Here is a 13,198-nt window from a genome sequence, read left to right as displayed (position 1 = left end):
GCTAGTATTGTTGAATCAACCGATACAACAATCGATTTTTTTTGGCCTGACTGTTCGATTTCCATCACCATACGTGCCCCTCACCACCACAACGGGATTGACCCATGCGATTTCCTTCGATGACCGCCCTTCGCGCGCTGGATGCGGTCGCCCGCCTGGGCAGCGTGTCGGTGGCGGCCCGTGAGCTGAACCTGACCCGCAGCGCCATCAGCCACCAGATCAGCAAGCTTGAGGAATGTGTCGGCTTCGCCCTCACCGAGCGCATTGGCCGGGGCATCGGCCTGACTTATCAGGGCGAACGTTATGCCCGGGAGGTGCACGGGATCTTGTTGAACCTGCTCGATGCCGGGCAGTTGGTCGACGACCAGGAGATCTCCGGTCGGCTGTGCGTCAGTTGCGCACCGGGGTTTGCCACCTATTGGCTGTGCCACCACATTGGCGCGTTCCTGCGCCAGTATCCGCAGGTGCAATTGCAGCTGATTTCCCCCCGCACACCGGACGACATCAGCAACCCCGGCGCCGACCTGTTCATCGCCTACGGGATTGGCGACTGGCCGGAAATGGTCGTCGAAGAGATCGTCGCGTTGCGCTTCTTCCCGGTGTGCAGCCCGCGTCTGATCAACGCGCTGAGCGGTCTGAAAAGCCCGCATGAACTGAGCAACTACCCGCTGCTGCACATGACGGATTACTCGGACTGGCGCGTCTGGCTGACCGCCGCCGGGGCTTCGGGGGTCAATGCGGTGAGCGGCATTCTGTTCTCCGATGCGCACTGCGCGCAATCGGCCTGCATTGCCGGCCAGGGCATCGCGATCGGCGACAACCTGATCAGCGGCGATGCCTTGTCCAAGGGTCTGCTGGTACGCCCCTTCGACATCACCATTGACCTGCACCGTGGCTATTACCTCGCCGCCGATCCGCAAAAGGCCGAGCGCGCGGTGGTCCAGGCCTTCAGCAACTGGGTCAAGACGCAGCTGCAATCATCCCACCAGACCTGGCAGGACACCCTGTAAAACCCGCGATGCATTCTTGTGGGCGCCACCTTTGTGGCGAGGGGATTTATCCCCGCTGGGTGGCGAAGCCGCCCCAAAATCTGCCACCCCGTTCTAACAGGTACACCGCGTTATCTGGTTTTGGGGCCGCTTCGCGGCCCATCGGGGATAAATCCCCTCGCCACAAGGCACGCTCCGCCAGCTGAAAATTGGGTAAAAAAACTAACCAATACGGGCAAAATAATTCCATTGATGTAGCGATATTTTTAACAATAATACGGCCAAAGCCCATTTCGGATTTGCATCCGTCCTCGTACGTCTTATGGGCAATAAAAAGAGGAACCTCATTGTGTCCAGCCGTTCAGCGATTCAGCTCAGCGCTCAAGGTATCAGCCAGTATTACGGCCGTTTCGCGGCGCTGGATAACGTCGACCTGGATGTTCGCCAAGGCGAATTCCTGACCCTGCTGGGTCCCTCCGGCTCGGGCAAAACCACTTTGCTGATGATCCTGGCCGGGTTCCTCAGCCCCACCTCGGGCAAGTTGATGGAGCAAGGCGTCGACATCATCAGGCGCTCCGCCGAGAAGCGGAACTACGGCATGGTGTTCCAGGGCTATGCACTATTCCCGCACATGAGCGTGACCGATAACGTCGCCTACCCGCTGCGCATCCGCAAAGTCGCGGCCGAAGAACGCAATCGCCGGGTCAAGCACATCCTTGAAGTGGTCGGCCTCGGCGCGCACATGCACAAGAAGCCCGCCGAGCTGTCCGGTGGCCAACAGCAGCGCGTGGCAATTGCCCGGGCGCTGGTGTTCGAACCGGAACTGTTGCTGCTCGATGAACCGCTGTCAGCCTTGGACAAGAACCTGCGCGAACAGCTGCAAACCGAATTGCAGCGCATCCACCGTCAGGTCGGCACCAGTTTTGTCTTCGTCACCCATGACCAGAACGAAGCCCTGGCGCTGTCCTCGCGCATCGCGATTTTCAACCACGGCAAGCTGACCCAGGTCGACACCCCGGAAAACATCTACAACCGCCCCGAGAGCCGCTTCGTCGCCGAGTTCCTGGGCAAGATGAACCTGTTCCCGCTGGACAACCTCACCCGCAACGGGCAAACCGCCAGCGGCCGCTGTGGCACCAGCGTGTTGCACGCCGTTGCACCGAACGCATTGAGCAATGCCCCGATCGTACTGGCCGTACGCCCCGAACACATGGAACTGCACAGCGATTGCCCGACCACGGAGGGCTACAACGTGATGCCCGCGCAGCTAACCGACAAGGTTTATCAAGGCTCCAGTACCCACCTGGCGCTGAAGGTCGGCGGCGATACATTGCCGATCAACCTGTCCGTGCCCGGCAATCATCCGGGGGCACTGATGCAAAGCGGTGCGCCGGTGTGGCTGAGCTGGCCGGTGCAGCAAAGCTTCCTGCTCCAGGCCTGATTCCCAAGAAATTGCGTCACAAAGCTCTCTTCCAATGACAACAAAAAGGCCGGTGCCCACGCAGGCATCCGCCGACTGAGGACTTGCCCATGCGCCAGGATCACCAACAAGACTGCATCGAAGTGCTTATCGAAAAAGCCCGTGGCGGTCAGATCAATCGTCGCACCTTCATCCAGGCCATGGGCCTGTTGGCGGCGGTACCGCTGGCGTTGCGCAGTGGCATCAGCTGGTCGGCCGACAAGCCGCTGGTAGTGGTCAACTGGGGCGGCGATGCCCTGAACGCGTTCCGTTCGGCGTGGACCGACACCTTCACCAAGAACACCGGCATTCAAGTGCGCATCGACGGCGCCGGCCCGACCGAGGGCGCGATCCGTTCGCAACTGGCCAGCGGTCAACCGAGCTGGGACGTTGTCGACGTCGAGAGCTACAGCGCCATCGTGCTGGGCCGAGAAAAGATTCTGCAGCCGCTGGACTACAACACCATCAAACGCGATCAGGTGGCCCCGGCGCTCAGCTCCGACTTCGGCATCGCCAGCTATCAGTTCAGCTACGTGATGGCCTGGGACAGCGAAAAATTCGGCGACAACGGCCCCAAGACCTGGGCCGATTTCTGGGACGTGAAGAAATTTCCCGGCAAACGCACCTTGTACAAATGGATGAACGGGATGCTCGAAGCAGCCCTGCTCGCCGACGGCGTTGCGCCTGAGCAGCTCTATCCGCTGGACGTGCCGCGGGCGATGAAAAAGATCGACGAGATCAAGCCTCACGTGCTGTCGTTCTGGAGCTCGGGCGCCGAGAGCCAGCAATTGATGGTCGACGGCGAAGTGTCGGTGGGTGCGATCTGGCACACCCGCGCCAAGCTGCTCAGCGAAGACACCGACAACCGCGTGCGCTGGAGCTTCGACAACGGCTTCATCAACTCCAGCAGTTGGGCTGTACTCAACGGCAACCCGGGCGGTACTCAGCCAACCATGCAGTTCATCCAGCAAGCATTGCAGCCCGAAGGCCAGCTCAAGCTGTTTGAACTGCTGGGCAACGGACCGTCCAACAGCGCCACGGAAAAGCTCATGTCGGCCAAGCAACTGGAAGCGAACTGCGCCTCCGAAGAAAACCTGAAAAAGCAGATCGCCCTCAATGCCCAGTGGTACGCCGATAACTACTCCAAAGCCCTGGAAGAGTATCTGACGCGGCTGTCCAAGTGAGCCATCGACCATGACTACGACCCTGACTTCAACCCTGACCACCCCCAAGCCGCGCTTCAGCTCGCCGGGCCTGGAGCGCGGCCTGCTGCTGTTTCCGCTGCCGGTGCTGTTGCTGGTCTTCTACGTGTTGCCGTTCCTCGGCGTGGTCGGCTGGAGCTTCTCGCTACCGACGCCTGGCATCGAGCAGTACCAGCGCATCGCCACGGATCCGGCGATCCACGAGATGCTCTGGCGCACCTTGCGCCTGTGCATGACAGTCAGTTGCCTGGCGTTGGTGACCGGTTACCTGCTGGCGTACTGCTGGGTGTTCAGCCCGCCGTTCTGGCAGCGGGTGGTGGAGATCTGCATCTTCATCCCGTTCTGGATTTCCGTGCTGGTGCGCGCCTTCGGCTGGTTGATCGCCCTGCGCAGCAATGGCGTGCTCAACGAAAGCCTGCTGGGCATGGGCCTGATCGATCAACCGCTGCAACTGAGCCGCAATGAAATCGGCGTGGTCATCGGCATGCTCCACGTGATGATCCCGTACGCGGTGTTCCCGCTGCTGTCGACCATGCGTCAACTGGACCAGCGCGTGCTCATGGCCTCGCGCGGCCTGGGTGCCGGTGCCTTGCGCACCTTCTGGCAAGTGCTGCTGCCGCAGACCCTGCCGGGCATCCTGGGCGCGTTCATCATGGTCTTCGTGTTCTGCCTGGGCTTCTTCATCACGCCGGTACTGTTGGGTGGCGGGCAAACGGTGATGATCGCCGAGTACGTGTTCCTGCAGATGTTCCAGACCAGCAACTGGGGCCTGGGTGCGGCACTGAGCGTGGTGCTGCTGGCCCTGGTCAGCGCATTGATCTGGGTTCTGTTGAAAATGACCCGCGTGAACCGACTGGTAGGCTGAGATCACTATGAATACCCATCGTACAAGCCTGAGTACCCGCCTGCTGGCCGTGGTCGCCATGGCCTTCATGCTGTTCCCGCTGCTGACGGTCATCCCGGTGTCGTTCACCAGCAAGCGCTTCCTGTCGATGCCGCAAGGCAATTGGTCGCTGCGTCACTACGAAGCGCTGGTGAGCAACCCTGACTGGTTCCATGCCATCAGCCAGAGCCTGACCATCGCCTTCGCCACGAGCATTATCGCGACCTTGCTGGCCGCCAGTTTCAGCCTCGGCATCTGGTATATGCGCTCCAAATGGGCCACGGCGCTGATCGGTCTGGTCCTGTTGCCGATGGCGATCCCCCCGGTGATTTCCGCGCTGGTGCTGTACTTCATGGAAACCAGGCTCGGCCGCTTCGCACCCGGCATGGGCTACGACACCCTGACCGGGGTGGTGATCGCCCACGTGATCATGGTGGTGCCATACGGCGTGGTGACGATGCTGGTTGCCCTCAGCCAGATCGACCGACGCATCGAACTGGCCTCGCGCAACCTCGGCGCCAGCCTGATGCAGACCACGTTCATGGTGATCCTGCCGAACCTGAAACTGGGCCTGGCCTCCACCGCCCTGCTGGGTTTCGCCCTGTCGTGGGAAGAAGTGGCGGTGACGCTGTTCATCACCAGCGTCAACGTCGACACCCTGCCGAAACGCATCTGGAGCGGTTTGCGCGATAACGTTGATCCGAGTGTCGCGGCGATTTCGGTGCTGTTGATCAGCCTGACGTTGCTGGTGCTGATTGGTCGGTTGGTGGTTCAGCATCTGGCGGATAAACGGGCGCAAAAGCTGCAGCATTCCTGAGCACGCCTCAACAGAAAGCCTCGCTTCGTCATGAACGCGGGGCTTTTTGCATCCTCTGTAGGAGCGAGCATGCTCGCGATGGACGTCAACGATAACGCTGGCGGCCTGACACCCCGCGGTGTTCTGTCGTCCATCGCGAGCATGCTCGCTCCTACAGAAATGCAAAAAATTGACCAGCAGCCTGTTCATCCGTGACAACGTCGCCTTGGTCCAATAGATTAGGCGGCCTGAAAAGGCCCTCGCGCTTTCTCGCCTCTATTCAAGTTCAATGAAGTAGTGAAATTTCAATGTCCGATTCCAACACCGCTGAATCCGTAGTCACCTTGTCGTCCAAAGCGGAATACGAAAACTCCATCAATCTTTCACAGCATGTGACTCAGGCCAAGACCATCAGCGAGATGGTCCTGGACGCTTTTCAATCCACCCGCGAAAGCGAGCAGATCCGCGAGCTGCGCGCCGCGATCCGCCAGGCCCACGACAGCTTCGACGACGATAAAGCCTACGAACTGATGGGTGAGCTCAAGCAACTCAAGGACGCCGAGGCCGCCGACATCGCCGCCCTGGAAGACCTGAGCAGCAAGTTCCCGATCAGCCGCATCCTGTCCAGCTTCAAGGACGATCCGGCGTTCCAGGAAATCGTCTACGGCCTGGCCCTGAAGGTACTGAACCAGACCCACCAGGCCATCAGCAACCCGAGCGGCGGCAAGAGCAAAGCCGCCAAGGCGAAAAAAGACGTCGAAGTGTTCACCATCAGCAAGGACGGCATCAGCGTCACCTTGCCGTTGCGCACCCCACGCTCACGCCTGAGCGTCGACCGTGAAGCCCTGGAGTTCCTCGGTTTCACCTTCGTTGGCGAAGGCGACGAGGCAGAGCTGCAAAGCGAGACGTTCGTTGACAACCAAGGCGCCGAACAAGCGGTCAACCGCAAGAACATCATCACCGCCCTGCAACAGCAGACCGCGTTCGACGGCTATAGCATCGCCGCCCAGTAAGACCCGCCAGCGCCCCCAGAGCCCCGCCCCCGTGCGGGGTTTTTTATTGCCCGCGATTCCAGCGAAACCGCGTTTAGTGTTCCAGTATCAAGGCCGGAGAAACACTTCCCTTCACCCATCTGCACCACGGGTCCGCCTGCGGGGAGCGTCAACTCACTTTCCAGCCCAAGACCTCAGTGGTGCGACTGCTGAGGTCATCATGAACACGACTCCCCTGTACCGTCAGTTGGCCAACCACTACCTGGACGCGATCCGCAGCGGTACCCTGAAAACCGGCGAGCGCCTGCCCTCGATCCGCTTGATGATGGAAAAACACGCCGTGAGCCTGTCCACCGCCGTGCAGGTCTGCCGGGAGCTGGAAGACCATGGCGTGCTGGAAGCCCGCCCGCGCTCCGGCAACTACATTCGCCAGCCCGCGACCGTGCCCAGACCCACGCCGAGCGCCCTGCCCCCTGCGCTGGAGAGCGGGGTCTACGTGGGCATGAATGAAAAAGTTTCTTCGGTCCTGAAGGCCAGTCAGCGCGCCACGGTCAAGGTCAATTTCGCCAGCGCCTATTGCGCGCCGCAGCTCTATCCGCTGAAGACCTTGCAGGACAACATGATCAAAACCCTGCGCCATGACGAGTACCTGCTGGGTGTAACGGGCAAGACCAGCGGCACCAGTGCGCTGCGCAATGTCCTTGCCCGCCGGGCGCTGACCATGAAAGCCAACCTGACGGCCGAGCAGATCGTGATCACCCACGGCGCGAGCGAAGCGATCAACCTGGCCTTGCGAGCGGTGACCCGTCCCGGCGACATCGTGGCCGTAGAGTCGCCAACCTTCCATGGCCTGCTGCAAATTCTCGAAAGCCTGAACCTGCGCGTGCTGGAAGTAGCGGCCTCGATCCACGCGGGAATCAACCTGACGGCCCTTGAACACCTGCTGCAAGGCCCCGAGCGGATCAAGGCGCTGATCGTCATGCCCAACCTGCACAATCCGCTGGGCAGCATCATGCCCGAGGCCAACAAGGCGCGGCTGGTGCAATTGTGCGCCGAGCACGACACCGTGCTGATCGAAGACGACAGCTACGGTGACTTGGTGGACAGCGAGCAGCCGTTATCCATCCTCAAGCACTGGGATCGCACCGACAACGTGATCTACTGCGCCTCGCTGAACAAGACCCTGGCACCGGGCATGCGCCTGGGTTGGATCAGCGCCGGAAAATGGCACGACCGCGTGGAAATGCTCAAGCACACCCAGACTCGGGGTTGCGAGGTCTTGTCACAACTGGCGGTCAGTGCGTTCATGAAGACCCCGTCCTACGAGCGTTACCTGCGGCGGCTGAGGAAGATCCTTATGCAGCAGCGCCAGCAGATACGCACCGCCATCCTGTACCACTTCCCCCAGGGCACTCGCGTCACTGAGCCTCGGGGCGGCACGCTGTTATGGGTGGAACTGCCACCCGGGCATTCGTCGATGCGTTTGTTCCACGAGGCGTTGAAGATGGGTATACAGATTTTGCCTGGGGATATCTTTTCCAATTCCGCAGGGTTTGGTCATTGCGTGAGAATTGGGTGTGGCACGCCATTTTCGCCGCAGATTGAGCAGGCGTTGGCAACTCTGGGCCAGCTACTCAACCAGCCATAATCAGGTCCTGAAGCGCAGCGCGTGCTGCAAGCCCCTCCATTTCAATCACTGGAGGGCAATGCTGTTCACTTAAGCATGGGTTGTATATAAGAACTGGATTGGGGGGATATCCATTGCTGCGGTAACGGCCACTTAGGGTTTCGCTTTTACATCTATGGTTACCCCCTTTTCTGCAATACTGTTTTTGATGAGTGGTTGGCTTGCTTTCATCTATCCGGCGTCTGAGTGGGGGTGTAGCCCCGCGCCTCGATGAGAATCGATGCCCGACGATCCTTATTAGCGAGACGGCCTTTCAGCCGTGTAAAAGCCCAGGGTTGTCGTCAGGCCGGTTGGCCGTTCACGTCATCAGTTATCCAGCATCGCAAAACCAGGTGGGTGATGCTCGGGTGACAGCAGGGTCAGGCGTTCATCGCGCTTGGCCCTGCATCGAATTCAGTGTGGTGTGCCGCAATCGCCCAGGCGATCCTCGCCAGCTTGTTGGCCAGCGCGCAAACCACATGGTTGGAGTGATGGTGGGCCAATAGCTGCCGGACCCAGTCCGCCAGCCAGCCTTTCTGGCGGTCCAGATACCTCACGTAAACGCGGGCACACTGGACAAGCAGGCGTCGCTGGTTGCGATCGCCGCGCTTGCTGATGCCCAGCAGTACGGTTTTGCCGCCCGTGGAATGCTGCTTGGGCACCAGCCCGATCGAGGCTGAATAGTCTCGGCCGCATTTGAACTGTTTGCCATCGCCCAATTCGGCAGCCAGGACGGTGGAGGTGATCGGACCGACACACGGCATGGTCATCAAACGAGTCGCCAGATCATCTTCAGCGGCCTGGCACTCCACATCCTTGTCCAGCGATTTGATCTCCTCGTCCAAATGCTTGAAGTGTTGATACAGCCTCGTCAGAGTGTTTTTGAAGGGCTGAGCCATTGAGCTCGCTTCAAGCAGCGCCGAAAGAGATCGAATCGATTTGAGGCTCGGGGCCAGGCTGACGCCGACCTCCAGAAGAGCGGCGTGAATACGATTGACGGCCGCAGTGCGGTCCTTGATGAACGCATCACGTGTCGAGTTGAGCATGGCCAGCGCTTGCTGGGCTTGGTTTTTGACCGGCACAAAGCGCATCGTTGGGCGAGTAGCGGCCTCGCAAATCGCTTCGGCATCAGCGAAGTCGTTTTTGTTGCTTTTCACGTAAGGGCGCACGAGATGAGGGGCAATGAGCTTGGGTATATGCCCAAGCTTGGCCACCTCCTGTGCCATGAAATGGGCGCCACCACAGGCTTCCATCACGACGGTGCAGGGTTGGAGATTCATCAGGTACTGCATGAGTGCCGACCGGGTGAATTTTTTGCGGCAAACTTCATGACCACGATCATCCTGCGCATGCAGGTGAAAAGTGTGTTTTCCCAAATCGATGGCGGCGATAGATATTTCGTTCATGGCAACAGTCTCCGGTGAGCCCCCTGCGAAAGCTTAGTGGGCGATCGCAGGGGGCGGCGGGGGTAGCCATTTCATTAGCGAGTCGCTTGGAAGAGCCCTGTAGGAGCGAGCCTGCTCGCGATGGCGGTCAACGATGACGCGGGGAGCCTGACACCCCGCGGTGCTCTCAGGTTTTTCGCGAGCATGCTCGCTCCTATAGGGCCCGCCGCGATGGGCCATCCTTGGCCCAGCGCGGCTAAACCGGCATCCATGCCGGTTTGCCCACTGCGCAGAACCGGAACGAAGCCTCTCGATATAGGCAAGAAAATCAAAAGCCAAAGCAACGCGAGGCGGCCTGACAGCCGACCTGACTTTTACGGCTGTACCTGATCCCCTGTGGGAGCGAGCCTGCTCGCGATGGTCGTCAACGATAACGCGCCCTGTCTGGATGATCGCGTTGTCTGGACGTTCATCGCGAGCAGGCTCGCTCCCACAGGGGATCACGGACAAGCCTGCAATCAGGTCGGCTGTCAGGCCGCCTCGCTTTGGCTTTAGATTTGGGCGCCCCGTTAACCACGATGGCCGAACGCAGGCATTGCGCAGTGGGTAAACCGGCAGGACGCCGGTTTAGCCGCGCTGGGCCAGGGATGGCCCATCGCGGCGACCCACGGAGCAATGCCTTCGATACGGCATGCCGAGCCTAAGCGAGGCACCGAGTGGTGGGGCAAAGCCTTTTGGTTCCTTTTTGGCGTTTGAAAAAAGGGACTCGCTGTAAAAGCGAAATCCTAAGTGGCCGTTACCGCAGCAAAGGATATACACCCAATCCAAATATGCACCTGCAGCCCCCAACCTAAAGTGAACAGCATTAATCCCTGGAGGGGCTCATTGGCCATTTGTCAGTGGCTTGCACAATTCAGGAAGGATTCGAGTCTGGCCCTCTCCTGCTTAGTTCGCGTATCCGTCTCGTAGCGAGTTGGCCACGCGGTCCCCAGAATTTATCAGGCTCCAGAACGTAGAGTTTGCCCCATACCGCCAAAGTCCCGAGAACATCATTGAGTTTGGAACGGGTGACACCGTTTTCTACGTCTTGCCAATCATTGAGCAAAACTTGGTCTTCGTTCGCGGAATAACTGGGTGCATACGAAAGCAAGGCGCCGTTTCGAGGGGTCAAGTAGTATCGGGCATCAGGGACTTTATCCAAACGCAACATGTCTATTACTGCGCGAATCTCAGCATGCGCAATGAAATTGCGGTAAAGCGCCTTTTCATAATGACTGCTGAAGTTATGCGGGTTGTCGTCCAGCTTATAGATCTGCTGCACCCCCATTACCTCGTATCCGGCGGGATATTTATAGGATGCCGTGGGAACGCTGGCATTCATGATCCCGGAAAAGAGACGTCGGTAAGCCTCACCGAGCACCACGCTGGAGCCTGTATCGTCCAACGGCTGAACGGCTACAAAAGTGTTAGCAGCTTCGTTCCTCAGGATAGCCCCCAGATAGGCTTTGCCGTGAAAAACCCTTCTCTCGCGCCACTCCTGGCGCGCAGCATCGTCCGGGTGGAAGCACAGGGGCCCCAGTGGCAATCGTTCATTATTGGACACTACATACGATGACACTTGCCGGGGCTGCCAAGTGAAAATCGCACGCCCCAGGGAGGCCCATATCGGGCTGCTGACCAACACAGTGAGATAACCGGCAGCTATTACTTTGCGGATGTATTCAGCGGGGCTCCCATCCTCTTGCAGCGTCTTCACGTAGCCGAAGAGAGTTCCTGCGGAGTAAAGAAGTTGTCATACAGCCAGGCTTGCCTTGCAGGCCGTTGCGCTTCAACGGGTCGAGACCGATAGTAGATGCCGTCGATCCGGAAGTTTGAAGGCAGTTTCGCCCCTCCATTGGCGCGCTGGGGAAAAAGTTCGATCGGCGAAAAGCGCGGTGTAAGGGCGGTCACCGGGTCGGTGGCGACATACTCATCTTTGCCGACAGCCTTGAGGATGAACCCTACGCTGCCGTCATCGTATCTGGCACCGTCAAAGCCCAGTACAGCTGCGACTGCCTTGGACGACTGATCGAACACCTGCGTGCAGAAGGGTTGTTCCATGGGAGTGCTGGAGGTCGTCACAGGCGTGTTCAAGGCCCATTGCTCGTGAACCTGTCCTCTGCGTCCTCCCCACAGTTTATTTGGGAGAACAACGCTAAGGGTTCCCGCTTGCGCCAATTCGTGAATCGGTCCTTCAAAGTAAGCAAATGAATCCTTCGGACGTCCCTCGCTGATTTTTTTTGCTATCTGTGCTTCGGCGAGGGATCCGCTGGTTACATATTTAAGCAGACAGTTCTCAGCCCCTGATAAATAGTGAGCTGGAGCAAAAGCCCTATGCTGGATAATGAAGTACTTGTCAGCTTCGGAATAAAAAGTGAGGATCGCTGCAATAAAGTCGTCAGAGAACGACGGATTAGCCTCTTTTACCTTGGCAGTGTGAGCTGGGTGTGAATGATAAAAGGCGTAGCACTTGAAACCGGCAGGGTTGACGAAGTTGCCTTGCGCATCTGTCGACATTATCGTTTGATGATCAAATAATACGGTATCACTAGCGATAGGCCGGGTCGCATAGAACCGACCGTCTTCATGCTGAAGAATGGCCCCGCCATACTCCCGGTCCCTTCTATTGCCGATGGCCTCATGAGCAAACCGCGCCGCATCGTCCGCACTGATAAAAGGCGGGCTGAGTGCTGGCAGTTTGACGGTGACATTGGGTGTACGTTTGACGCGAGTTAACGAGTTTTCCATAACGTAATCATCCGTGAATGTAGAAGATCCTGATGTCATTCCCTCAGTAGCGGTACCTGAGAAAACACACATTCCATGATCATCAATTGTCATTCACGACAGCGGTATATATGTATTCACTGAACAATATCTGTGCGGTCCCTGTAGGAGCTGCCGGGGGCTGCGATCTTTTGATTTTGACAAAACAAGATCAAAAGATCGCAGCCTGCGGCAGCTCCTACAGTAGTTAGCGTGGCGGTTGGTGCAGGCAAATGATGTGCGGATCATCATTCCAGTGCGGGAAACGTTCGGCTATCAGGGGGTCGTGACCCGGGATGACGTGGTCTTCACTATCAGCCAGGCGATCGATTTCACTGAACGCTTCGAGCGACTGCGCCAGGTCATCGATGATCGGAAACGGGCTGCGCTGGCGAATATTGATCCACAAGTGCGCAGCGTCCGACGCCAGCACGATCCAGCCGCGCCCGGTATTCACCCGCACCACCTGACTACCGGGTGTGTGACCGCCCACCGCGTGCAGTGTCACCCCGGGCAGCACCTCGACAGTGCCGTTGAGCAAACGCATCCGCCCCTCGAACAGCGGCGGCAGCGCCGACATCACATCCTCGACCTCATAGGTCTTGTTCACCGTGTGATGGGTCATCTTCGGCCCGGTGCAGAAGCGCAATTCCGCTTCCTGCAAATGCACCGTGGCCTTGGGAAACAGCCCCAGGTTGCCGGCGTGATCCCAGTGCAGGTGCGTGAGGATCAGATGCTCGACCCGCGCCGGATCGATGTCCAGTTGCCGCAGGGAATCCTCCGGCAAGCGATACATCTGACGGTTGCGCCGATCCGCCGTGGCTGGCTGAAAACAGGTGTCGACCACGATCACCTGTTGCTCGTTGCGAATGACCCAAAAGTAATAATCCAGCGGCATCGGCGCATTCGGATCGCCGCAGCAGGCGTCATAAAGAAAGTTTTCCCGGGCGGTGCGCTGCGCGTTGGCGCCGACACGGATGGCGAACACTTCGTACATGGGAACGGACATGGACACCTCCGG

Annotated in this window: 12 protein-coding genes; 8 read left to right on the top strand and 4 right to left on the bottom strand. The window is 58.9% G+C overall.

Features of this window, described 5'->3' with window-relative positions:
* Window positions 1-104 precede the first annotated feature (104 nt).
* From ACA058_RS04650 to ACA058_RS04615, 8 genes are all read left to right on the top strand, one after another.
* Entirely contained in the window at window positions 105-1,010 is a 906-nt protein-coding gene (locus ACA058_RS04650; RefSeq protein WP_497638064.1) for a LysR substrate-binding domain-containing protein, read from the top strand.
* 328 nt (window positions 1,011-1,338) lie between these two features.
* Window positions 1,339-2,430 carry an ABC transporter ATP-binding protein gene (locus tag ACA058_RS04645; protein WP_497638063.1) on the top strand — a complete coding sequence of 364 codons (1,092 nt, stop codon included), beginning with the start codon at window positions 1,339-1,341 and terminating at the stop codon, window positions 2,428-2,430.
* Window positions 2,431-2,519: 89 nt separating this feature from the next.
* Entirely contained in the window at window positions 2,520-3,632 is a 1,113-nt protein-coding gene (locus ACA058_RS04640; RefSeq protein ID WP_497638062.1) for an ABC transporter substrate-binding protein, read from the top strand.
* Between the two features lie 10 nt (window positions 3,633-3,642).
* The gene (locus ACA058_RS04635; protein WP_497638061.1) at window positions 3,643-4,515 is read left to right on the top strand and encodes an ABC transporter permease; all 873 of its coding nucleotides are present in this window, start codon (window positions 3,643-3,645) and stop codon (window positions 4,513-4,515) included.
* 7 nt (window positions 4,516-4,522) lie between these two features.
* Entirely contained in the window at window positions 4,523-5,350 is an 828-nt protein-coding gene (locus tag ACA058_RS04630; protein ID WP_497638060.1) for an ABC transporter permease, read from the top strand.
* Window positions 5,351-5,419: 69 nt separating this feature from the next.
* Window positions 5,420-5,545 carry a hypothetical protein gene (locus ACA058_RS04625; protein WP_497638059.1) on the top strand — a complete coding sequence of 42 codons (126 nt, stop codon included), beginning with the start codon at window positions 5,420-5,422 and terminating at the stop codon, window positions 5,543-5,545.
* 92 nt (window positions 5,546-5,637) lie between these two features.
* Window positions 5,638-6,342, top strand: coding sequence for a hypothetical protein (locus ACA058_RS04620; RefSeq protein WP_497638058.1), 705 nt, complete (start codon window positions 5,638-5,640; stop codon window positions 6,340-6,342).
* Between the two features lie 199 nt (window positions 6,343-6,541).
* Window positions 6,542-7,969 carry an aminotransferase-like domain-containing protein gene (locus ACA058_RS04615; RefSeq protein WP_497638057.1) on the top strand — a complete coding sequence of 476 codons (1,428 nt, stop codon included), beginning with the start codon at window positions 6,542-6,544 and terminating at the stop codon, window positions 7,967-7,969.
* A gap of 398 nt (window positions 7,970-8,367) precedes the next feature.
* Here the strand turns inward: ACA058_RS04615 and ACA058_RS04610 are convergent, their stop codons facing one another.
* The 4 genes from ACA058_RS04610 to ACA058_RS04595 form a co-directional block, all read right to left on the bottom strand.
* Window positions 8,368-9,393 carry an IS110 family RNA-guided transposase gene (locus ACA058_RS04610; protein WP_497634895.1) on the bottom strand — a complete coding sequence of 342 codons (1,026 nt, stop codon included), beginning with the start codon at window positions 9,391-9,393 and terminating at the stop codon, window positions 8,368-8,370.
* 892 nt (window positions 9,394-10,285) lie between these two features.
* Window positions 10,286-11,128 carry a hypothetical protein gene (locus ACA058_RS04605; protein ID WP_497638056.1) on the bottom strand — a complete coding sequence of 281 codons (843 nt, stop codon included), beginning with the start codon at window positions 11,126-11,128 and terminating at the stop codon, window positions 10,286-10,288.
* Window positions 11,125-12,159 carry a DUF4329 domain-containing protein gene (locus tag ACA058_RS04600; RefSeq protein WP_497638055.1) on the bottom strand — a complete coding sequence of 345 codons (1,035 nt, stop codon included), beginning with the start codon at window positions 12,157-12,159 and terminating at the stop codon, window positions 11,125-11,127. Before ACA058_RS04600 ends, ACA058_RS04605 begins: the two co-directional genes overlap by 4 nt.
* A gap of 226 nt (window positions 12,160-12,385) precedes the next feature.
* Window positions 12,386-13,186, bottom strand: coding sequence for an N-acyl homoserine lactonase family protein (locus ACA058_RS04595; protein ID WP_497638054.1), 801 nt, complete (start codon window positions 13,184-13,186; stop codon window positions 12,386-12,388).
* Window positions 13,187-13,198: the final 12 nt, after the last annotated feature.

It is taken from the genome of Pseudomonas sp. LBUM1649 (genome assembly GCF_059716155.1).
The sequence above is the reverse complement of the archived record's forward strand: the minus strand, read 5'-3'. Positions and strand labels throughout refer to the sequence as shown.

Excerpts from the sequence above, each read along its gene's own strand:
- ACA058_RS04600 (WP_497638055.1), bottom strand. The coding sequence starts at position 12,159 with ATGGAAAACTCGTTAACTCGCGTCAAACGTACACCCAATGTCACCGTC.
- ACA058_RS04615 (WP_497638057.1), top strand. The coding sequence starts at position 6,542 with ATGAACACGACTCCCCTGTACCGTCAGTTGGCCAACCACTACCTGGAC.
- ACA058_RS04630 (WP_497638060.1), top strand. The coding sequence starts at position 4,523 with ATGAATACCCATCGTACAAGCCTGAGTACCCGCCTGCTGGCCGTGGTC.
- ACA058_RS04635 (WP_497638061.1), top strand. The coding sequence starts at position 3,643 with ATGACTACGACCCTGACTTCAACCCTGACCACCCCCAAGCCGCGCTTC.
- ACA058_RS04625 (WP_497638059.1), top strand. The coding sequence starts at position 5,420 with ATGCTCGCGATGGACGTCAACGATAACGCTGGCGGCCTGACACCCCGC.
- ACA058_RS04620 (WP_497638058.1), top strand. The coding sequence starts at position 5,638 with ATGTCCGATTCCAACACCGCTGAATCCGTAGTCACCTTGTCGTCCAAA.
- ACA058_RS04595 (WP_497638054.1), bottom strand. The coding sequence starts at position 13,186 with ATGTCCGTTCCCATGTACGAAGTGTTCGCCATCCGTGTCGGCGCCAAC.
- ACA058_RS04640 (WP_497638062.1), top strand. The coding sequence starts at position 2,520 with ATGCGCCAGGATCACCAACAAGACTGCATCGAAGTGCTTATCGAAAAA.
- ACA058_RS04610 (WP_497634895.1), bottom strand. The coding sequence starts at position 9,393 with ATGAACGAAATATCTATCGCCGCCATCGATTTGGGAAAACACACTTTT.
- ACA058_RS04650 (WP_497638064.1), top strand. The coding sequence starts at position 105 with ATGCGATTTCCTTCGATGACCGCCCTTCGCGCGCTGGATGCGGTCGCC.